Below are 21,106 nucleotides of genomic sequence, written 5' to 3'. Positions count from 1 at the left end.
GAGGAACAACATGGTAGAAAAAACATTCACAATCACAGCATCAGAGGGCGTTCATGCTCGTCCAGCAACAGTACTTGTACAAAAAGCAAGCGCTTTTCAATCAGATATAAACTTAGAGTATAAGGAAAAATCCGTTAACTTAAAGTCTATTATGGGCGTTATGTCATTAGGAATCCCTTCAGGGGCCGAAATTAAAATCACTGCTGAAGGTTCAGATGAAGAAGAGGCATTACAAGCATTAGCAGATTTATTGAAGAATGAAGGTCTGGGGGAATAACGGTATGAGTCAGTTAAAAGGGATTGGTGCTTCCGATGGAATAGCCATTGCGAAAGCATACGTTCTAGAGTCCCCTGATCTTTCGTACGAAAAGAAAGCGGTTGTAGAAGTTGAAGCTGAAGTAAAACGACTAGAGGAAGCTCTAAACGTTTCGAAGTCTGAATTAGAAAAAATTCGTGAACATACAAAGCAAGCTATAGGAGATGAGCATGCAGAGATTTTCTCTGCTCATCTTCTTGTCTTGAATGACCCTGAGTTAATACAACCAATTAAAGATAAAATTCAAAACGAAAATGTAAACGCTGAATCAGCTTTAGATGAGGTAGCCAATATGTTTATTGACATGTTTAAGAGCATGGACAATGAATATATGCGGGAGCGTGCTGCAGATATTCAGGACGTTACAAAACGGGTTATGGCTCACTTACTACAAGTAACTTTCCCGGACCCTGCCTTAATTAATGAAGAGGTAATTGTCATTGCAGACGACTTAACTCCGTCTGATACAGCACAGTTAAATAAACAGTATGTAAAAGGGTTCACGACGAATATTGGCGGAAGAACTTCCCATTCTGCTATTATGGCAAGATCTTTAGAGATTCCAGCTGTAGTAGGTACGAAAACGGTGACGAAAGATGTACAAGCTGGGGATATTATTATCGTCGATGGATTAGATGGTGATGTTCTCATCAATCCGACCGATAATCAAATTGCATCCTATCGTCAAAAACAAGAAGAATTCGCAGCGAAGAAGGAAGAATGGGCGAAATTAAAGGATCAACCAACGATTTCTGCCGATAACGTTCAAGTTGAGCTAGCTGCAAACATTGGTACACCTGAAGATGTAGACGGTGTATTACGTAATGGTGGCGAAGGCGTAGGATTATATAGAACCGAATTCTTATACATGGGTAAAAATAGTCTTCCAACTGAAGATGAACAGTTTGATGCTTATAAAACCGTTCTTGAAAAGATGGAAAACAAGCCAGTTGTCGTTCGTACATTAGATATCGGCGGTGACAAAGAGCTTGATTACCTGGAACTACCGAAAGAACTAAATCCGTTCTTAGGATTCCGGGCAATTCGCTTCTGTCTTGAGAGAGATGATATTTTCCGCACTCAATTGCGCGCACTTTTACGTGCAAGTGAGTATGGAAATTTAAAAATTATGTTCCCTATGGTCTCAACATTAGAAGAGTTCCGTGAAGCGAAAAAGCTGTTGCTTGAAGAAAAAGAACAACTCGTTGAGCAAGGTGTTAACGTAAAAGATGACATTGAAATTGGTATTATGGTTGAAATTCCGTCAACTGCAGTTATCGCTAAACAGTTCGCTAAAGAAGTTGATTTCTTTAGCATCGGAACAAACGACTTAATTCAATATACAATGGCGGCAGACCGTATGAATGAGAAGGTATCATACTTATATCAACCATACCACCCTGCAATCTTAAACTTAGTTCATAACGTTATAGAAGCTGCTCATAGCGAAGGTAAATGGACAGGCATGTGTGGTGAAATGGCCGGCGATCCAATTGCAATACCATTACTACTTGGCCTTGGGCTAGATGAATTTAGTATGAGTGCAACATCAATTTTGCCGGCAAGATCACAAATTGCACAACTTTCTAAAGAAGATTTGGCGAACCTAAAGGATAAATTCTTAGCTGCTTCAACTGCTGAAGAAGTCGTTGAAATTGTTAAGGAAGTAACAAACGGTTAACTAAAAGATGTAAAGGAACTTAGCACATAAAGCTAAGTTCCTTTTTTGTTGATAACTTTGTTGCATGTGGCGAAAACTAATTCTGTACCCACATATACAGGAGGTGTATACGTATGCCTGAACAGATGAGGCAATACCGTACTGGTCAAGGTGTGCCGAAAAAAGGAAAATATATTTGCCAATCAGGTAGAAGAGTGGAATTACGAGAAAACGAAACCTTCCCTTATTGCCCGGTAAGTAAAGAGGAAACAAGTTGGGTACATGAAGAAGATGTATAAAAAAAGAGGTGCAGGTGCACCTCTTTTTCTTTCATTACTTATTCAAATTGTAGAATGCGTTGTCGCCAGCGTAAAGTGCAACTCCACCTAGTAAATCTTCGATGCGTAGAAGTTGGTTGTACTTCGCCACACGGTCTGTACGTGATGGAGCACCTGTTTTAATTTGACCTGCGTTTGTTGCAACAGCAATGTCAGCAATAGTAGCATCTTCTGTTTCACCAGAACGGTGAGAAATAACAGCAGTGTAACCTGCTTGTTTTGCCATTTCAATTGCTTCAAATGTTTCAGTAAGTGTACCAATTTGGTTCACTTTTATGAGAATAGAGTTTCCAATGCCTTGTTCAATACCGCGGGAAAGACGTTCTGTGTTTGTTACAAACAAGTCATCACCTACCAGCTGAACGCGGTCACCGATACGATCTGTAAGGAGCTTAAATCCATCCCAGTCATTTTCGTCTAGTCCGTCTTCAATCGAAACAATTGGGAACTTGTTTACCATTTCTTCGTACCATGCTACCATTTCTTCAGAAGTACGAGTTACACCTTCACCTTTTAAGTTATATTTTCCATCTTCATAAATTTCAGAAGCAGCAACGTCCATAGCTAGTTTTACTTCTTCACCTGGCTTATATCCAGCTTTTTCAATCGCTTCAACAATTGTTTCTAATGCTTCTTCATTAGATTTTAGGTTCGGCGCGAATCCACCTTCATCACCTACAGCTGTGTTTAACCCTTTATCCTTTAATACAGCTTTTAATGCGTGGAAAATCTCGGCACCTGTACGTAATGCTTCTTTGAAAGACGGAGCACCAACAGGCATAACCATAAACTCTTGAATATCAACGTTGTTATCAGCGTGCTCTCCACCATTTAAGATGTTCATCATTGGTGTTGGAAGTGTTTTTCCGTTGAATCCACCTAAGTATTGGTATAGTGGAAGCCCTACAAAATCTGCAGCTGCATGAGCGACAGCCATGGATACACCTAGGATAGCGTTAGCACCTAAGTTCCCTTTGTTATCTGTACCATCAATTTCAATCATTTTTTCATCAATGTCAACTTGGCGAGTTACATCATAACCAACAATTTCAGGAGCAATAATTTCGTTTACATTTTTAACTGCGTTTTGAACCCCTTTACCTAAGTAACGACTTTTATCTCCATCACGGAGTTCAACCGCTTCATATTCACCTGTAGAAGCTCCACTTGGAACTAATGCAGTACCAAAAGCACCTGACTCGGTGTACACTTCTACTTCAACTGTCGGGTTACCACGGGAATCAAGTACTTCTCTTGCGTAAATATCTGTAATGTAAGGCATAAATATCTCTCCTTCTTATTTTTTAATCAATGATTTTCCAGTCATTTCTGCTGGTTGTTCAATTTGCAGCAAATCTAATAATGTTGGAGCTAAGTCACCTAAAATTCCGTCTTCTCTTAACTCTAGTCCCTTTTTTGTCACAATAACAGGTACGGCGTTTGTTGTATGAGCTGTCATCGGTTTACCTTCCAGGGTTGTCACTTCATCAGCATTCCCATGGTCAGCTGTAATAATGACTTGTCCACCCTTTTCCAATATTTTATCAACAACTTTGCCTAAACATTCGTCGACAACTTCAACTGCTTTAATTGTCGGTTCTAATTTACCTGAGTGACCCACCATATCAGGGTTGGCAAAGTTTAGAAGCGTAACATTATGATTACCTTGTTCAATATCGTTTAAAAGGGCGTCAGTAACTTCATAAGCACTCATTTCAGGTTGAAGATCGTATGTTGCAACTTTAGGAGAGTTTATTAAAATGCGGTCTTCTCCTTCAAACTTCTCTTCTCTTCCACCATTCATAAAATACGTAACGTGGGGATATTTTTCTGTTTCAGCAATACGTAGTTGTGTTAAACCGTTTTTCGCCACTACTTCCCCAATCGTGTTTGTAGGCATATTTGGTCCAAATGCTACATGGGCATCAATATCATCACTATATTGAGTGAAAGTTACGAAGTGTGTGTTGTTCGGTGCTTTTTCACCTCTGTCAAAATCGTTAAAATCCGCATTTGTAAACGTGTTTGTAAGTTGTGTTGCACGGTCAGGACGGAAATTAAAGAAAATCATCGCATCTCCTTCTTCTACCGTCCCTACTGGGGCACCGTTATCCGTGATGACAGATGGAATGACAAATTCATCATGTACCTCTTCGTTATAAGAAGATTCAACGACTTCTGTTGCACTTGTGAATTGTGGTCCATCACCGTAAACCATCGCGCGATAAGCCTTTTCAACACGTTCCCAACGCTTATCCCGGTCCATAGCATAGTAACGTCCTGAAATCGTCGCAAACTGTCCTACACCAAATTCCCTCATCTTATCTTCTGTTTCAGCAATATATTGTTTCGCTGTTGTTGGTCCAACGTCGCGTCCGTCAAGGAAGCCGTGAACGTATACTTTCTCTAATCCGTGTTGCGAAGCGAGTTCTAATAACGCATATACATGGTGGATATGGCTATGTACACCACCGTCAGAAAGTAAACCTAAAATATGGAGGGCTTTGCCATTCTCTTTCGCATGCTTTACGGCATTAACTAATACTTCGTTTTCGAAAAAGCTCTTATCACGAATAGATAAGTGAATACGCGTCAAATTTTGATATACTACTCGACCTGCACCTATATTTAAGTGCCCTACTTCCGAATTTCCCATTTGTCCTTCAGGCAAGCCTACCGCTTCTCCTGACGCTTTTAGTGTGGAATGTGGGAACTCGTTCCAATAACGGTCAAAGTTATGTGTATTAGCCTGTTTAACAGCATTCCCCATCACTTCGTCACGAAGAGCATAGCCATCTAAGATGATTAGTGCTGCTAGTTTGTTCGTCATTTTGTACCTGCCTCCACTAATTTTAGGAAGGACTCCGCTTCTAAACTTGCGCCACCTACTAAAGCGCCGTCAATATCAGATTGAGCTAATAGTTCGTCAACGTTTGCAGGCTTTACACTACCTCCGTATTGAATACGTACAGCTTCACCAGCATCAGCAGAAACAGACTGTTTTACAACTTCACGCACGTGAGCACACACTTCATTTGCATCCTCGGAAGATGCTGTTTTACCTGTACCAATTGCCCAAATTGGTTCATAAGCAATAATAGAAGCTTTCACTTGTTCTTCTGTTAGGCCAGCTAACGCCTTAACCACTTGGTCTTCAACAACGCTTTTCGTTTCATTGCTTTCACGCTGCTCAAGTGTTTCACCTACACAAATAATAGGTGTTAAACCATGATCAAATGCAGCTTTTGCCTTTTTATTAACTGTCTCATCTGTTTCATTAAACAGTTCTCTTCTTTCTGAGTGACCGATCACGACATAAGTTACCCCAATGTCTTTTAACATTGTTGGACTTACTTCACCTGTATACGCACCACTTGTTTCAAAGTGCATGTTTTGAGCACCAACTTTTAACTCCGTCCCTTTCGTTTGCTCGACTAACTGTGGTAAATAGACAAACGGAGCACAAACAACACTCTCTACTTTTTCATCAGAAGGAACCTTTGTTACTGCTTCCTCTACAAAGCTGTTTACTTCACTAGATAATTTGTTCATTTTCCAGTTTCCTGCAATTACTTTTTTGCGCATCGTTCACCTCTCCTTTATTCTTTATCATTCAGAGCTGCTACACCTGGTAGTACTTTACCTTCCATAAATTCAAGGGAAGCACCGCCACCCGTTGAAACGTGACTCATTTGATCAGCATAACCGAATTTATCTACTGCTGCGGCAGAGTCTCCACCACCAATTACACTATAGCCAGACGTTTTTGCAAGTGATGCTGCAACGGATTTCGTTCCGTTTGAGAATAAATCAATCTCGAATACACCCATAGGCCCATTCCAAATGATCAGTTTAGAACTTTGAATGACTTCATCGTAACGTTTTCTCGTTTCTGGACCAATATCTAACGCTTCCCAGTCGGAAGGAATTTCTTCAATCGGAACAACTTTATTATTCGCATCATTAGAGAAATCATCTGCAACGACAACATCAACAGGCATATAGAAGTTCACGTTCTTCTCTTTTGCTTTATGCATAAATTCTTTTGCTAAATCAATTTTATCTTCTTCTAAAAGTGATTTACCAATTTCTAAGCCTCTAGCCTTTACAAATGTATAAGCTAATCCACCGCCAATAATTAAGTTATCTACTTTATCTAATAAATGATCAATCACACCTATTTTATCTTTAACTTTCGCCCCACCAATAATCGCCGTAAATGGACGATCAGGGTCTTCGAGAGCTTTTCCTAGAACATTCAATTCCTTCTCAAGTAGAAGTCCTGCTACTGCTGGAAGATAACTTGCAACTCCCGCTGTGGATGCATGAGCACGGTGTGCTGCACCAAAAGCATCATTTACATAAAGATCTGCAAGTTCTGCAAATTGCTGTGCTAGTTCAGGACTGTTTTCCTTTTCACCTGGATGGAAACGAACGTTTTCGATTAGTAAGACGTCCCCATCATTTAATTGTGAAACGGCTTCGTTTACTTCACTACCAACAACTTCGTCCGTTTTTGTAACTGTTTGGTCAAGTAATTCACTCAGCTGTTTGGCAACAGGGTCAAGGCGCAGCTCATCAACAACTGTTCCCTTCGGGCGACCTAAGTGACTGGCTAAAATAACTTTTGCACCTTCATTCACTAAATGTTGAATCGTTGGTAATGCTGCGCGAATTCTAGTATCATCAGTGATTTTTCCGTCACTCATTGGGACGTTAAAATCTACTCGACAAAACACCTTTTTTCCTTTGAGCTCAACGTCTCGGATTGTCTTCTTCTTCAACGATAGTCCTCCTTTTGTTCCTTGTTACCTCTTATATGTATTCCCTTTTGGGAATTAACCATAAAAGACCTTAAGGAGGAGGGTTTTTCCCTTCCTCCTTAATCATCTTTCCCATGTAAACAATCGTTTCATGAGTTATTTCGTCTTTATTATAGACCTTTTTTTGCTAAGTATGCCGCCAAGTCTACACAACGATTTGAGTAACCAGACTCGTTGTCATACCAAGAAACAACTTTTACGAAGTTATCTTCCATAACAAGTGTTGATTGAGCATCGATTGTAGAAGAAGCTGGGCTTCCGTTGTAGTCACTAGATACTAATGGCTCATCACTATATTCAAGAATACCTTTAAGGTCACCCTCAGCGGCTTCTTTAAATGCTGCATTAACTTCTTCCTCAGAAACGTTTGTGTCAAGCTCTGCAACTAAGTCAACTAGAGAAACGTTTGGAGTCGGTACACGCATAGCCATACCATTTAATTTACCGTTAAGCTCTGGAAGAACTTTTCCAACAGCTGCTGCCGCACCAGTTGTTGTTGGGATGATGTTTTCTGCAGCGGCACGAGCACGACGGTAATCCTTATGAGGTAAGTCTAGAATTTGTTGGTCGTTCGTGTATGAATGGACTGTAGTCATCATACCACGCTTAAGACCGAATTTATCATTTAATACCTTCGCAAAAGGTGCAAGGCAGTTTGTAGTACAAGAAGCGTTTGAAATTACGTGATGGCTAGCTGGATCGTATTTATCTTCGTTAACTCCCATTACAACTGTGAAGTCTTCGTTTTTCGCAGGAGCAGAAATAATTACTTTTTTCGCACCAGCATCAAGGTGTTTTTTCGCATCCTCACGTTGTGTGAAACGTCCAGTTGATTCAATCACAACTTCAACGCCCAGGTCACCCCAACCTAATTGAGCAGGATCACGCTCTGAAAGTACTTTAATTTCATGTTCACCTACCACTAAGTTAGATCCGTTAACTGTAACATCTTGATCAAGTTTGCCATGTACAGAGTCATATTGTAAAAGGTGTGCAAGCATTTCTGCGTCGGTTAAATCGTTAATCGCTACAATTTCAACCTCATCATTTTTTAAAGCCGCACGAAATACGTTACGCCCAATACGTCCAAAACCGTTAATACCTACTTTTACTGCCATTGTTAAAATCCTCCTTAAAAGATATATAGATCATTTTTATTTATATAGAAAGGGAATTTCCCTTTACAAGCATTGTTGCTGCTGCTTCATCAGTAATCAGTACTGTACAGTGCGCTAATTTAAAATAAGAAGCGATAGCATCAGCTTTAGAAGCACCACCAGCTACAGCAATCACATGGGGAATTGTTTCCAAATTCTCCACTTGAAGTCCAACTGTACGCACTTTATGAATAATTTCACCACTTTTGTCAAAATAATACCCAAATGCCTCACCAACAGCATGAGCATCTTTTAACTTTTCCAGTTGTTGGGCAGGCGTTTTTCTTCTCTCTGCCATAGTCATAGCGTCACCGATACCATGAATGACCACATCTGCCTGACGAATCGTTTCTAAGATTTCTTTAACTGCTGGTTCCTCTATTAATGTGTGGTAAGACTCTTCACTTATCGGGTCTGGAACATATAAGAGCCTGTATGTACCTTTTGCTTTTTGTGCCATTTCAACACAGATCGTATTCGCTTGATTTTCCACTTGCTCTCCTAGTCCACCCCGAGATGGTACAAATAAACAATTTTCATAATTTAGAGGCTTCATCGACTTTGCGACAGCGGACATTGTAGATCCGCCGGTGACCGCAATCGTCATATGCTCTCCTAAAATTTGTTGAAGAAACTTTACACAAGCTTTCCCTAATTCTTGTTTTACCCGAGAAACATCATCACTATTACCAGGAACAACAATTACTTGTTGTAAATTGAATTTCTTTCGTAATTGTTCCTCTAAATCATCTAAACCCGATAGTTGGTTCATCACCGACGACAATTGTTCTACTAGATGAGTTCCTTCAGGTGTAATTGTCATTCCCTTTGCATTCACATCGACAAATCCTTGTTCCTGGAAGAACTCGACGTCCGAACGGATAAGTCGCTCTGGGTTATCGGTTTGTTCAGCTAAACTTCTACGGCCGATTGGTTGTAATAAACTTATAATCTTTAACAACTGGTAACGACGTTCCAATACGGTTAAAACATCCGGAGCAATTTTCTGTTGTAGTCGAATAATCTCTTGCATAAACAAGCTCCTTTGCCATTTGCTTCTGGGACTTATTTTGTCCCGCTATGGCATATAGTGTCCCAGTTAGACCAAAAAAATATAACCTTTTTTAGCAGTTTTAATTTTAACAGTTCTTTCCCTTATATGCAATGTTATGTAATCGTTTCTTTCAACAATTGTTCAACTTTTCCATAATTGAGATGCGCACCGTCTAATTCCTTGTTCTTTATCCTTATGACCGGAATTGATAAATGGTACTTTTCAAGCAAATATGGGTCTTGGTATATGTCAATTTCCTCAATAGTAAAATCATAATCGTCTCGAAATAGAAAAAGCAGCTCTTTTGCTTCATCACATAAAGGGCATCTTTCTTTTATATATAATGTGATTGTCGTATTCATTTTCAGCACCCCTTTCATTCATCTCACCTACATAACATTCTAACATGTATACATATAATCTATCGTACACAAAAAGCCTCTTTTGCATTTATGCAAAAGAGGCTTTCATTTAAGGAGCGCCCTCGGAGGGAATCGAACCCCCATTACAAGAACCGGAATCTTGCGTGTTATCCGTTACACCACGAGGGCAGTTATTATAAAAACGGCATTTTTTATTATACTTTTCAAAGCGAAAAAACGCAAGGGATATAACTGAAAATACCCGTATACTTCTACTATTTTTAGGTGAAAATAGAAATATTACATAGAACAACAGGAATGTTTGCTTTCACCTTGAATATTATGTACAGAAGGGTTTTTGTTTGACCTTTACTGACCAACTCTGTATCATAAAAGTATAGTTTAGTTAGCTAGATAAAAAAAGGAGGAGTTACTATGCACTTAATTCCAACAGTAATAGAACAAACAAACCGCGGTGAACGTGCTTACGATATTTACTCAAGATTGTTAAAAGACCGCATCATTATGCTAGGGAGTGCAATTGATGATAATGTTGCAAACTCAGTAGTTGCCCAATTGCTATTTTTAGCTGCAGAAGATCCTGAAAAGGATATCTCTCTATACATCAATTCACCTGGTGGCTCCATTACAGCAGGTATGGCGATTTACGATACAATGAACTTCATTAAACCAAATGTATCGACGATTTGTATCGGTATGGCTGCATCAATGGGTGCTTTCCTATTAGCTGCAGGTGAAAAAGGAAAACGCTATGCTCTTCCAAATAGTGAAGTAATGATTCACCAACCATTAGGCGGAACGCAAGGTCAAGCAGCAGACATTCAAATTCATGCGAAACGTATCGTTGAAATGCGCGATAAAATTAATAAAATCTTATCCGATCGCACAGGTCAACCACTTGAAGTGATTGAGCGTGACACGGATCGTGATAACTTTATGTCTGCCGAACAAGCACTTAAATACGGACTTGTAGACAAAGTAATGGAAAGTAAAAACGACTAACATGATTAAAACCCTTGTCATAATGACAAGGGTTTTGTTATATCGAAATTGCTCAACAACTCACAAATGTGATTAGAAAATATTATTCTTCTATTACGAAAGTCGAAAGCTTTTCTAACGCTTCTTCTGCGTCATCACCATCAGCTTGTAAAACAATGTCTTCCCCATTTCCGACAGCAAGGCTCATTAAGCCCATGATGCTTTTCGCATTCACACGCTTTCCGTCTTTTTTTAAATAAATATCTGCAGAAAATTGATTTGCCTCTTGAACAAATTTAGCAGCAGGTCTTGCTTGTAGACCAGCTGTTAACTGGACCGTAACTGTTCTCTCTATCACCGTCATTCCCCTCCCAATCGTTCCAATGGTGTAAACGTTATTCTATGAATATAAGAAAAGACGCTTTCAAAATGAAAGCGTTTTATTTTTTCTGTTATTATATCATGAACAGTTAGGAAATGGAATTTTTATGATGAAACATTTTACGTAATGGCACCTTTTCTTACCTTCTCGGCAAATTCATCAATTTTACGTAATCGATGATTGATGCCAGATTTACTAATGTTCCCTGATAACAACTCTCCAAGTTCCTTTAATGTAACATCTTGGTTTTCCAACCGAACTTCGGCTAGCTCTCTTAACTTATCAGGAAGCTTTTCCAACCCTACGGTCTTTTGAATATAGCGAATATTTTCAACCTGTCGGAAAGCAGCACCAATCGTCTTATTTAAGTTCGCTGTTTCACAATTCACGAGTCGATTGACCGAATTACGCATATCACGCATAATACGTACATCCTCAAACTTCAACAAAGCTTGGTGTGCCCCAATAATATTTAGAAACTCTGTAATTTTTTCCGCTTCTTTTAAGTACGTAATATAACCCTTTTTTCGTTCCAATGTTCTGGAGTGTAATGAAAAGCGGTTCATTAGTTCGCAGAGCGCATCATTATGTTCTTTATATAAAGTAAAAATCTCCAAATGATACGAAGACGTTTCTGGATTGTTAACAGAACCGCCCGCTAAAAATGCTCCTCGCAAATATGAACGACGACAGCATTTCTTTTTCATATATTTATTTGCTATTGATTCAACAAAGGAAAAGGGCTCATCCAATATTTCAATATCTGTAAGAAGCGTACGAACTTCTTCTTTTAGTCGTACAATATACACGTTATTTTTCTTTAACCTCATTTTCTTTCTTACAAGAAGTTCAACTGGATGGAAATAAATCCGTTTAATCAGGACATAAATTCGTCTCGCAATAGCTGCATTTTCCGTTTGAACATCCAGTACATATTCCCGGTTCGTGAAAGAAAGCGATCCGTTCATACGAATGAGAGCCGCTAATTCCGCCTCTGTACAACAGTCATCAATTTCAACTTTCGTCAATTCCTTTTTTGTATCAGAAGCAAATGACATTCTGTATCCCCCTAATCCTTTACATAATTAATGAATGTAGCAATTTAGCGATTTTATCTGTATTGTGACGTAACATTTTGTTTTTAGATTCGATAATATCGCCCTCGATGATTTCTAGACCCATATGGATTAACCGTTCTAGATCATATGTTACAGGCGAGGCATTCTCTTGCTCATACACTTTACGTATGTTCTTATCAATCGGGGTATTATGAACAACAATTGCATCGATTAAATCATGGGTGAGATGATCGTGGATAACTTGTACGTGGTCAGCTGCAGTAAAATTATCCGTTTCCCCTGCCTGTGTCATCACATTACATACGTATACAATTTTCCCCTCACTTAAACGAATCGCATCCCCAATTTCAGGAACAATTAAATTAGGTAATGTACTTGTATACAAGCTGCCAGGAGCAATGACGATTAAGTCTGCTTGTCTAATCGATTCCACCGCTTCCGGTAAAGGTTCAATATGATCGGGACTTAAAAAAACACGACGGATTTTTTTGTTCGCGTTAGGAATCTTTGATTCACCAGATACAATGGTTCCATCATTCATTTCAGCATGTAAATACATGTTTTGGTTTGCTATAGGATAAATATTCCCTTTTACATTTAGTACTTTAGATATTTCTTTAATCCCATCATAAAAATCACCTGTAATCGATGTCATAGCTGCTAGCAATAAATTCCCCATTGAGTGACCAGATAACCCATTCCCATTTTGAAAACGGTGTTCGAAGAGTTTCAAGAGCATAGGTTCTACGTCTGACATAGCCGCTATGACTTTCCGGATATCCCCGGGAGCAGGTATGGCCATCTCATTACGAAGGCGGCCTGAACTTCCACCGTCGTCTGCCACGGTTACGATTGCGGATAAATCAATCGGGTAATTTTTCAGTCCCCGCAACAATACGGGCATCCCTGTTCCTCCCCCAATTACAACAACATTCGGTTTTCTCTCTGTAGTCATTTGATTATCCTTTCTTTCTCTCAATCTCTCGATGAGTTACGTTTGTTACGTACGATTTAGAAAACGTGTCAGCTAAATGTTCAGAAATAGCTACAGAACGGTGTTGTCCACCGGTGCAACCAATTCCTACAACAATCTGACTTTTTCCTTCCCGCTTATATTGAGGTAACATAAATTCCAGTAAATCGGTTAATTTAGAAAGAAATGTTTGGGTTTCTGTCCATTTAAATACGTATTCAAAAACATCACTGTCTAGTCCTGTTAGCGAACGCATAGAGTCAATATAATGGGGGTTGGGCAGAAAGCGAACATCAAATACTAAGTCGGCATCAATTGGGACCCCATGTTTAAATCCAAAAGAAACAAAGTTCACTGAGAAGATTTGTTGTGTCTTTTCTTTATAGTTATTCAAGATTTTTTCCCGTAATTCTCTTGGGGATAGTGAGGACGTATTAATAATTTGTTGCGCTCTTCCCCTTAACTCATCCAGAATTCCCCTTTCCTTATGAATCCCGTTTAAAGGTAAACCGTCTGGAGATAGTGGATGGGATCGCCTCGTCTCTTTATAACGGTTTACTAACACTTGATCATCTGCATCTAGGAAAAGAATTTTTTCCGTAATGGCACTTTCTTTTCCGATATGCTCCAATGTATCTAATAAAGCATCAAAAAATTCCCGTCCACGTAAATCCATAACAACAGCTACTTTTTGATCCTTTTGCTCATTTTCTTTCATTAACTCTAAAAATTTCGGCAATAATGCCGGTGGCAAATTATCTATACAAAAGTAACCCAAATCCTCAAAGCTTTGGATTGCAACTGTTTTCCCTGCACCAGACATCCCTGTAATAATGACTAGATCAATATCCTTTTGTTCCACTCGATCACCTCCTAAACTCCATTTATATCTAGTTCTACCGAAAGCAATGTAAAGTCAGTCGTATATGTAAACGTGCCATAAATGATTTCATTACTTGTTAAGACGTGCTGAAAAATGTGACGATCACCTTCAGCCATATCTTTTTGCAATACTTCCGAAACAGGAACCCATTCCAGCTCCCCTTCTTGTGATACATCCAATCGTTCGCCTTCACTTGATTCACAATAAAACGTGAACATCATCCATTCCTTAAATTGTTGCCCATCCTCTTTGATGACAAACGTAAAGACCCCTCTTAATTCAGGGTGTAGCAATGTTAAACCAGTCTCCTCTTGAAACTCTCTCGTGACTGACCCACGAATATGCTCACCTGGTTCCATTTTTCCACCAGGTGCGCAGTACCAGTCTCTTCGAGGTTTTTTTAACATTAAAATTTCATTACCTTGTTTTAAAATACAATTCGTTATCCGCTGCATACTCTAGCCTCATTTCTCCGTTCATTTGTAAGCCAGTTATATTTATTATACTATGAATCAATATTCAGCACCATCGAACGAATTTTGGAAATTTACATCCTCGTTTTTCCTCAAAAAAAAATACACAGGTAGCTATACCTGTGCGAAAAATGTATTTATTAAAAGGGGGTCAATACTTAAGTTAATTATATTGTACCCCAAAAATGTTTCAGGCGTGTTACAACAGGATTAAAATGTAATTACTTTTATTAACCCTCTGTTATTGTTTTACTTTTAACTCTTCTAATAGATTTTCGATGTACTGCTGTGCAGATTGGGCTGCAATACTTCCGTCTCCTGTAGCTGTAACGATTTGACGAAGGTGTTTTTCACGGATATCTCCTGCTGCAAACACACCCCGAACGTTTGTCTGCATATTTTCATCTGTTGGGATGTAACCTTCTTCATTCGTAATTCCAAGGCTCTTGAATGGTTCACTTAACGGTTCCATTCCAATATATACGAAGACTCCATCTGTTTCTTTTTCATACTCTTTATCTTCCGCTTTATCATAAAGCGTTACACTGCCTACTTTTCCATCTTTCTCATTAATGGACTTCACGACAGTATTCCAAATGAAATCAACCTTTTCATGATCAAAAGCTCTTTGTTGAAGTATTTTTTGGGCGCGAAGCTCATCACGACGGTGTACGATTGTCACTTTTTTTGCAAAACGAGTTAAATATACACCTTCTTCAACTGCAGAGTCTCCTCCACCCACAACAATTAGTTCTTTATCTCTAAAGAAAGCTCCATCACATACTGCACAGTAGGAGACACCACGGCCACCTAGTTCTTCTTCTCCCGGAATACCTAGTTTCTTATATTTCGCACCAGTAGTAATAATGACTGCACGTGTTTTATATTCTTTGTTGCCAGCCACAACTGTTTTATATTCCTTGCCATCCTTAACCTCTTTTATATCACCGTAAGCATATTCGGCACCAAATTTTTTCGCATGTTCGAACATTTTGTTTGATAAATCTGGTCCAAGAATATGATCATAGCCAGGGTAGTTTTCAATATCTTCCGTGTTTGCCATTTGTCCGCCTGGAATTCCACGCTCTAGCATTAACGTATCTAGGTTTGCCCTAGATGTATAGACAGCTGCTGTCATTCCGGCAGGGCCTGCTCCAGCAATGATTACGTCATAAATCTTATCCTCTGCCATTCTTTCATCCCCTTTATTCACTTGAATCAATGATTATTGTCATGTCTATCGTATAAGACACAAATTCTTACGTCTATTCATATGCTCAAAAACGTTTTTTGGTATCATCTTTCCAAGGGCCATCGTGATTTGCTAAGTATGGATGTCGTTTACAACCATCCTCCCAAATTTCCAACGCCTTTGCTGGCATCCCTATTCGATAAGTAGCAATGCTGTACCATTTAAAATAAGATAGATGTCCTTTGACGACTCCCTTTCCAAGTGATTTAAAACGACGGTAAGCTTCTTCATAACGTCCTGTTTGAGCAAAGGTCACGGCTAATTTTAATTTTGGTTGTTCATGAATAGGATAGACATTTCGAAAAGGTTCTATGTAAGCATTACATAGTTCCTTTTTATTTTGATAATAATAAAACAAAGCCAAATTTAGCTGACTATGAAATGAGTGACGATCTCGTTCCAGCCATTCTTCTTCCAGCTTAATCGCTTCTTCCTCATCTCCAGAGAAAAATAACGAAAACGCATAATCATGTTTTGCCGTTTTGTAGTCTGGATAAAGGGCCATCACTTCTTCAAGTAAAACCAAAGCCTGCTCCCACTCTTCATGTTCAATATGGTAAAAAGCGGTCTCTTGATAAGCTAACAGGTCATCCTCGTCATCTAATTTCCATTCATCGTCACTTTCTTCATTATATAGCTCAAGTACTTCTAACAACTGCTTTGCTTCTTTTGAAAATTCACCTTTTGGTGCCTGAGCTAAATATAGTTCAATATTCGTTTGCGCGTCTTTAAACAGGCCTAGATGTGCATAATTATTTGCAATTAAATAATAACAATCTACATATTCATGGCCATGTTTCGTCATAACTTCTGCTAAGATTTGATTTGCTTTATGGTAGGAACCTAACTCTGTATAAAGTACGGATAGTTGACATTGATATAATGGATTATCAGGCGAAAGTTCTACTGCGCGTTTTAACCACTTTTGTGCTTTATTAAATTCATGCTTTTGAAAAGCTTTCACTCCGATTGAATAATAAAATTCGCCTTCAACTAAGAAAGGGACAATATTCGGCTTATATACATTATCTACGAGTCCTTTATAATCATTCAAGATCTAACCCTCCTAAGTTGATGCTATTTGTCACATTGATTAAGTTGTTCTCGAATAATAAATATTCTAACTCTGTTAGTGTCATCATACCATAATTCGGAATCCTTTTTACAAAAAGGATATAAAAACATTACCATTGTACTTCTAATTTTTGGTAAAATAAAGGACAAAAATATAGAAAGGGTGACACCTTTGAAACGACGGGTTATATGTTTGCTCATATTCGGGTCAATCTTCGCTCTTTCAGCATGTAAAGACGATGAAGTGATGCCAAGTGACCGCTTCGAAGAATACGTCGAGTTATGGAATGAACATCAATTTAGCCAAATGTACGAAAGCTACCTAGCTGAGGAAGCAAAGCAACAATATACAGAGGAAGATATGGTGCAACGATATGAAAAGATATATGGAGACTTAGTTGAAGAAGTGCACGTAACCTTTGAATCTCCAACTGAAGAAGAAATAGAAAAGGACCAAATTGAAATTACCTATCCTTTTCACGTAGAAATGGAAACTGTTGCGGGGACCTACTCCTTTGACCATGAAGCAATCTTAAAAAAAGAAGGAAACGAAGATGAACTAAGTTGGTATGTGGACTGGAACCCCAGTTATATATTCCCTCAATTAGAGGACGGAGACACTGTTCACCTCCGAACAAATCGAGGACCTCGTGGACAAATCTTCGATCGTAACGGAAAAGGGCTAGCCATTAATGACACATTATATAATATTGGAATCGTTCCGAAAGAGTTAGGAGAGCAAGAGGAAGACATTAAAGAACAACTATCAAACCTTTTAAATGTGGACGTTTCCTATATTGACCGCCAGTTAAACCAAAATTGGGTCAAGCCGAATTTGTTTGTACCCATTCAAACCGTTAACCCTGGAGATGAAGAGTTATTAAGTAAATTATTTGCTTTACCAGGGGTTTTAAAAAGCGACGTTCGCGGCCGGGTATACCCCGAGGGAGAAGCCGCTACCCACTTAGTGGGCTACACAGGGGACATAACAGCTGAAGAACTCGAAAAACGTAATGGTGAGGGGTATAAACAAGGTGATGTCATTGGGAAAAGGGGATTAGAACTTCTCTACGAAAATGAGTTACGAGGCAAAAATGGTGCTGAAATTTATATTGATAAAGGCAATGATAAGGTTACTGTCGTAAAAAGGCAGCCCGAAAAAGGAAAAGATCTTCACTTAACCATTGATGCAAATATTCAACAAGAGCTCTATAAAGAATTGGCAGGAGAAAAAGGATCAACTGTCGCCATTGACCCACGAACAGGTGAAGCGTTAGCACTCGTAAGTACACCATCGTTTGATGCTAACTTATTAACTTCGACCTACTATTTGAAATTATTACATGATGAGGAGAACCCTCTTTTAAACCGGTTTACCAATCCATACTCACCAGGATCAACCTTTAAACCAGTAACAGCCGCGATTGCCTTAGCGAACGATGTCATTTCCCCTGAAGAAACCTTTGATATTCAAGGATTGACATGGCAAAAAAATGGATCATGGGGAGATTATGAGATTCGACGTGTAACAGACCCAGGAAAACCGGTTAATTTAGAAGATGCCCTCATGTATTCTGATAACATTTATTTCGGTCAAACAGCAGTTAATATCGCAAACGAAACAATGGTAGATGGACTGCAACAATTTGGTTTTCAACAGAAGATTCCGTTTGAATACCCACTCCCCCAATCAAAAATTTCGAACAATGGGGATTTAGCAAATGAAGTATTACGGGCAGATAGTGGCTATGGTCAAGGTCAAATCCAAGTCAGTTTACTTCACTTAGCGACAATGTATACCCCATTTGTAAACAATGGGGATCTGGTGCAACCATACTTAATGAAGGATGGAGAACGACAAGTATGGCATGAAAATGTCTTATCCTCAGAGCATGCGAACTTAATAAACGATTACTTACGGACAGTAATAGCAGATCCCAACGGAACAGGAAATGTCGCCGACCTTTCATCTGTACCTCTCGCAGGAAAAACAGGTACCGCTGAATTAAAACAAACTCAGAACGAAGAAGGGGGACAAGAAAACGGCCTATTTGTTGCTTATGAGAGCGATAATCCTAGCATCCTGATTACGATGCTTATTGAAAATGTTGAAGACAAAGGTGGAAGCCGCTACGTTGCAGAAAAAGTGAAAAATGTATACGAGGCAATTTATTAAAAAAAGGCAAATTATTTATAATAGAGACCAAATCGTTGGTCTCTTATTTTTTTAATATATAATCGAAAGCTTGGATATTTGAAACTGCACTTCCAATTGTTAGATATTCTCCAACAATCGGGGTGCAGTTCAATATCTCTATCCAAGCATTTCTTGGTTACGGCGCGTGTCAATATGTTATTACCTTATATTTTCTCCACGTTATCGGACTCTATATGATGTGCATTGTCTCATTCCTCTATTTAATATTGTAATGTCATTTACTGCTATGCCAGTTAATCCTTTTCTACAGGATGCACTGCATCATAGATAAGTTGGTCCAACTCTTCTGTATAATTCTGCTTTTGTTCATCAGTCCACTTTAACACCTTTGCTAAATAGCGGATGACAGATTGTTTCTGGTTCTGTACCCATTGAATATTAAAGAAAAGTGCACCTGTTCTCCGTATAAAGTAATCAACAGGTTTATAGATAAGTTCTTCTTCTAGAGCATATGTTAAAGTTGCATAGACAACAGGGTCTAGCCCTTCTTTTTCAACCGTATCTTTGCCCTCCTTGAGCCGTTCATAAACTTTTACAACATTGCCACCGTATCGTTTCGTTAGTTCCATCGCCGATTCTTCTGTTAAACCAAGCTGTATCCCTGCCTCAACCTGTTCCTGATAAAACGTTCGATATCCTTCTGATCCACCGACTTCCCCTCCTGATAGAGCCATATGTTTTGTTTGAGAGTCTGGATATTGCTTTCCTTCCTCCTTATACAACTGTTCTGCAACTAGATCAATAACGTTTTCCGCCATCTTTCGGAAGCCTGTCAGTTTACCTCCTGCAATCGAGATAAGCCCTGAATTTGAGATAAAAATTTCATCTTTCCGTGAGATGTCTGAAGGGTCCTTACCCTCCTCATGAATGAGAGGTCGCAATCCTGCCCAACTAGACTCTACATCTTCAGGTGTAATATTTACATTTGGAAACATAAAATTGATCGCTTCTAATACATAATTCCTGTCAGCCGTTGTCATTTTCGGATTGCCGATATCCCCTTTATATGTTGTATCTGTTGTACCTACATATGTTTTTCCATCACGTGGAATAGCGAATGCCATTCGTCCATCTGGAGTGTCAAAATAAATTGCCTGTTTTAACGGAAATCGTTCTCCATCAAATACGAGGTGGATTCCCTTTGTTAAGTGTAATGTTTTTCCCTGTTTTGATTGGTCTTTTTCTCTAAGCGTATCAACCCAAGGACCAGCTGCGTTAATAACCTTTTTCGCATATATATGGTGGCGTGATCCGTCAATTTGATCCTTAACTTCAACCCCAACAAGGTTTCCATGTTCATATAATAAGCGTTCTACTTTTGTATAGTTTAAAGCTTTCGCTCCTTTTTCTACTGCCTTTTTTATCACTTCTAATGTTAGACGGGCATCGTCTGTTTTATATTCTACATAATAACCCGCACCTTTTAATCCCTCTTGCCTCAAAAGTGGTTCCCGCTTTAAAGCCTCATAACGATTAAACATTTTCCGTCGTTCCGCTTTCTTCACCCCTGCCAGAAAATCGTAGATCCTAAGACCGATATTTGTAGACAATGGTCCAAACGTTCCGCCTTTGAAAAATGGAAGCATCATCCATTCTGGTGTTGTTACATGAGGAGCGTTTTCATAAACGATTGCTCGCTCCTTCCCAACTTCTGCGACCATTTTCACTTCAAACTGTTTTAAATATCTCAGTCCACCGTGTACAAGTTTCGTAGAACGACTTGATGTTCCTGCTCCAAAATCTTGCATCTCTACAACAGCTGCTGACATTCCACGGGTAACTGCATCTAATGCAATACCGGAACCGGTTATGCCTCCACCGATAATGAGGACGTCAAGCTGTTTTTCTTTCATAGATTGATATATTTCCTTACGTTTGAAACTGGAAAAAACCATACATATCGCTCCTTATTTTATGTTTTAGGAAATATTTGGCAAATGATAAAAAAAAGACCACAAAACGCTCTTTAGGGATATTCCTAAGAGGTTTGTGGTCTCTCCAATTCTCCGTCCAAACTTATTTATTAACTTTGTGGATAGTATAGCATTCGCGTTTGTTCA

At 39.0% G+C, this 21,106-nt stretch carries 20 protein-coding genes and 1 tRNA gene; 5 read left to right on the top strand and 16 right to left on the bottom strand.

The features are described 5' to 3' along the window. The first annotated feature begins 10 nt into the window (after positions 1-10). The 3 genes from NLW78_RS12510 (at position 11) to NLW78_RS12500 (ending at position 2,275) form a co-directional block, all read left to right on the top strand. Entirely contained in the window at positions 11-277 is a 267-nt protein-coding gene (locus tag NLW78_RS12510) for a phosphocarrier protein HPr (RefSeq protein ID WP_254497484.1), read from the top strand. A gap of 4 nt (positions 278-281) precedes the next feature. Next, positions 282-1,997 (top strand): phosphoenolpyruvate--protein phosphotransferase, encoded by a 1,716-nt coding sequence (gene ptsP / locus NLW78_RS12505; protein ID WP_254497483.1) that lies wholly within the window; start codon positions 282-284, stop codon positions 1,995-1,997. Positions 1,998-2,110: 113 nt separating this feature from the next. Then, positions 2,111-2,275: a hypothetical protein gene (locus tag NLW78_RS12500; RefSeq protein WP_254497482.1), complete on the top strand. Its 165-nt coding sequence runs from the start codon at positions 2,111-2,113 to the stop codon at positions 2,273-2,275. A gap of 34 nt (positions 2,276-2,309) precedes the next feature. On the opposite strand, the gene eno is transcribed toward NLW78_RS12500, so the two are convergent. The 8 genes from eno to NLW78_RS12460 form a co-directional block, all read right to left on the bottom strand. Continuing rightward, positions 2,310-3,596 carry a phosphopyruvate hydratase gene (gene eno / locus NLW78_RS12495; RefSeq protein WP_254497481.1) on the bottom strand — a complete coding sequence of 429 codons (1,287 nt, stop codon included), beginning with the start codon at positions 3,594-3,596 and terminating at the stop codon, positions 2,310-2,312. Positions 3,597-3,611: 15 nt separating this feature from the next. Then, positions 3,612-5,144: a 2,3-bisphosphoglycerate-independent phosphoglycerate mutase gene (gene gpmI / locus NLW78_RS12490; RefSeq protein WP_254497480.1), complete on the bottom strand. Its 1,533-nt coding sequence runs from the start codon at positions 5,142-5,144 to the stop codon at positions 3,612-3,614. Then, complete coding sequence (gene tpiA, locus NLW78_RS12485) at positions 5,141-5,899, bottom strand: triose-phosphate isomerase (RefSeq protein ID WP_254497479.1); 759 nt, start codon at positions 5,897-5,899, stop codon at positions 5,141-5,143. Before tpiA ends, gpmI begins: the two co-directional genes overlap by 4 nt. A gap of 14 nt (positions 5,900-5,913) precedes the next feature. Next, entirely contained in the window at positions 5,914-7,098 is a 1,185-nt protein-coding gene (locus tag NLW78_RS12480; protein ID WP_254497478.1) for a phosphoglycerate kinase, read from the bottom strand. 149 nt (positions 7,099-7,247) lie between these two features. Then, positions 7,248-8,255: a type I glyceraldehyde-3-phosphate dehydrogenase gene (gap, locus tag NLW78_RS12475; protein WP_254497477.1), complete on the bottom strand. Its 1,008-nt coding sequence runs from the start codon at positions 8,253-8,255 to the stop codon at positions 7,248-7,250. A 40-nt stretch (positions 8,256-8,295) separates the two neighbouring features. Then, entirely contained in the window at positions 8,296-9,327 is a 1,032-nt protein-coding gene (locus tag NLW78_RS12470) for a sugar-binding transcriptional regulator (RefSeq protein WP_254497476.1), read from the bottom strand. A gap of 134 nt (positions 9,328-9,461) precedes the next feature. Further along, positions 9,462-9,710: a glutaredoxin family protein gene (locus tag NLW78_RS12465; protein WP_254497475.1), complete on the bottom strand. Its 249-nt coding sequence runs from the start codon at positions 9,708-9,710 to the stop codon at positions 9,462-9,464. Positions 9,711-9,827: 117 nt separating this feature from the next. Next, positions 9,828-9,899, bottom strand: a tRNA-Arg gene (locus NLW78_RS12460). 246 nt (positions 9,900-10,145) lie between these two features. Here NLW78_RS12460 and clpP point away from each other — a divergent pair. Next, a complete protein-coding gene (clpP, locus tag NLW78_RS12455) occupies positions 10,146-10,733 on the top strand; it encodes an ATP-dependent Clp endopeptidase proteolytic subunit ClpP (protein WP_254497474.1) in 588 nt (195 codons plus the stop codon). Between the two features lie 82 nt (positions 10,734-10,815). Here clpP and NLW78_RS12450 read toward each other — a convergent pair whose 3' ends face one another. The 7 genes from NLW78_RS12450 to NLW78_RS12420 all read right to left on the bottom strand — a co-directional run bounded on the left by NLW78_RS12450 (position 10,816) and on the right by NLW78_RS12420 (position 16,808). Further along, positions 10,816-11,070 (bottom strand): HPr family phosphocarrier protein, encoded by a 255-nt coding sequence (locus NLW78_RS12450; RefSeq protein ID WP_254497473.1) that lies wholly within the window; start codon positions 11,068-11,070, stop codon positions 10,816-10,818. A gap of 143 nt (positions 11,071-11,213) precedes the next feature. Then, complete coding sequence (gene whiA, locus NLW78_RS12445) at positions 11,214-12,152, bottom strand: DNA-binding protein WhiA (RefSeq protein ID WP_254497472.1); 939 nt, start codon at positions 12,150-12,152, stop codon at positions 11,214-11,216. Between the two features lie 19 nt (positions 12,153-12,171). Continuing rightward, positions 12,172-13,128 (bottom strand): gluconeogenesis factor YvcK family protein, encoded by a 957-nt coding sequence (locus NLW78_RS12440; RefSeq protein ID WP_254497471.1) that lies wholly within the window; start codon positions 13,126-13,128, stop codon positions 12,172-12,174. Between the two features lie 4 nt (positions 13,129-13,132). Beyond that, a complete protein-coding gene (rapZ, locus tag NLW78_RS12435) occupies positions 13,133-14,008 on the bottom strand; it encodes an RNase adapter RapZ (protein ID WP_367617683.1) in 876 nt (291 codons plus the stop codon). A gap of 11 nt (positions 14,009-14,019) precedes the next feature. Continuing rightward, on the bottom strand, positions 14,020-14,484 hold the full coding sequence (locus NLW78_RS12430) for an NUDIX hydrolase (protein ID WP_254497470.1): 465 nt from the start codon (positions 14,482-14,484) through the stop codon (positions 14,020-14,022). Positions 14,485-14,743: 259 nt separating this feature from the next. Beyond that, positions 14,744-15,694: a thioredoxin-disulfide reductase gene (trxB, locus tag NLW78_RS12425; RefSeq protein ID WP_254497469.1), complete on the bottom strand. Its 951-nt coding sequence runs from the start codon at positions 15,692-15,694 to the stop codon at positions 14,744-14,746. Between the two features lie 85 nt (positions 15,695-15,779). Then, positions 15,780-16,808 carry a tetratricopeptide repeat protein gene (locus tag NLW78_RS12420; protein WP_254497468.1) on the bottom strand — a complete coding sequence of 343 codons (1,029 nt, stop codon included), beginning with the start codon at positions 16,806-16,808 and terminating at the stop codon, positions 15,780-15,782. A gap of 192 nt (positions 16,809-17,000) precedes the next feature. On the opposite strand from NLW78_RS12420, the gene NLW78_RS12415 reads away from it, so the two are divergent. Then, a complete protein-coding gene (locus NLW78_RS12415) occupies positions 17,001-19,004 on the top strand; it encodes a penicillin-binding transpeptidase domain-containing protein (RefSeq protein WP_254497467.1) in 2,004 nt (667 codons plus the stop codon). A 275-nt stretch (positions 19,005-19,279) separates the two neighbouring features. On the opposite strand, the gene NLW78_RS12410 is transcribed toward NLW78_RS12415, so the two are convergent. Continuing rightward, entirely contained in the window at positions 19,280-20,941 is a 1,662-nt protein-coding gene (locus NLW78_RS12410; RefSeq protein WP_254497466.1) for a glycerol-3-phosphate dehydrogenase/oxidase, read from the bottom strand. Between the last annotated feature and the right edge of the window lie 165 nt (positions 20,942-21,106).

The organism is Salirhabdus salicampi (genome assembly GCF_024259515.1).
GTDB lineage: Bacteria > Bacillota > Bacilli > Bacillales > Alkalibacillaceae > Salirhabdus_A > Salirhabdus_A salicampi.
The sequence above is the reverse complement of the archived record's forward strand: the minus strand, read 5'-3'. Positions and strand labels throughout refer to the sequence as shown.

Coding starts and splice junctions, on each gene's coding strand:
- NLW78_RS12510 (WP_254497484.1), top strand. CDS start 11: ATGGTAGAAAAAACATTCACAATCACAGCATCAGAGGGCGTTCATGCT.
- ptsP (WP_254497483.1), top strand. CDS start 282: ATGAGTCAGTTAAAAGGGATTGGTGCTTCCGATGGAATAGCCATTGCG.
- NLW78_RS12500 (WP_254497482.1), top strand. CDS start 2,111: ATGCCTGAACAGATGAGGCAATACCGTACTGGTCAAGGTGTGCCGAAA.
- eno (WP_254497481.1), bottom strand. CDS start 3,596: ATGCCTTACATTACAGATATTTACGCAAGAGAAGTACTTGATTCCCGT.
- gpmI (WP_254497480.1), bottom strand. CDS start 5,144: ATGACGAACAAACTAGCAGCACTAATCATCTTAGATGGCTATGCTCTT.
- tpiA (WP_254497479.1), bottom strand. CDS start 5,899: ATGCGCAAAAAAGTAATTGCAGGAAACTGGAAAATGAACAAATTATCT.
- gap (WP_254497477.1), bottom strand. CDS start 8,255: ATGGCAGTAAAAGTAGGTATTAACGGTTTTGGACGTATTGGGCGTAAC.
- NLW78_RS12470 (WP_254497476.1), bottom strand. CDS start 9,327: ATGCAAGAGATTATTCGACTACAACAGAAAATTGCTCCGGATGTTTTA.
- NLW78_RS12465 (WP_254497475.1), bottom strand. CDS start 9,710: ATGAATACGACAATCACATTATATATAAAAGAAAGATGCCCTTTATGT.
- clpP (WP_254497474.1), top strand. CDS start 10,146: ATGCACTTAATTCCAACAGTAATAGAACAAACAAACCGCGGTGAACGT.
- whiA (WP_254497472.1), bottom strand. CDS start 12,152: ATGTCATTTGCTTCTGATACAAAAAAGGAATTGACGAAAGTTGAAATT.
- NLW78_RS12440 (WP_254497471.1), bottom strand. CDS start 13,128: ATGACTACAGAGAGAAAACCGAATGTTGTTGTAATTGGGGGAGGAACA.
- NLW78_RS12430 (WP_254497470.1), bottom strand. CDS start 14,484: ATGCAGCGGATAACGAATTGTATTTTAAAACAAGGTAATGAAATTTTA.
- trxB (WP_254497469.1), bottom strand. CDS start 15,694: ATGGCAGAGGATAAGATTTATGACGTAATCATTGCTGGAGCAGGCCCT.
- NLW78_RS12410 (WP_254497466.1), bottom strand. CDS start 20,941: ATGGTTTTTTCCAGTTTCAAACGTAAGGAAATATATCAATCTATGAAA.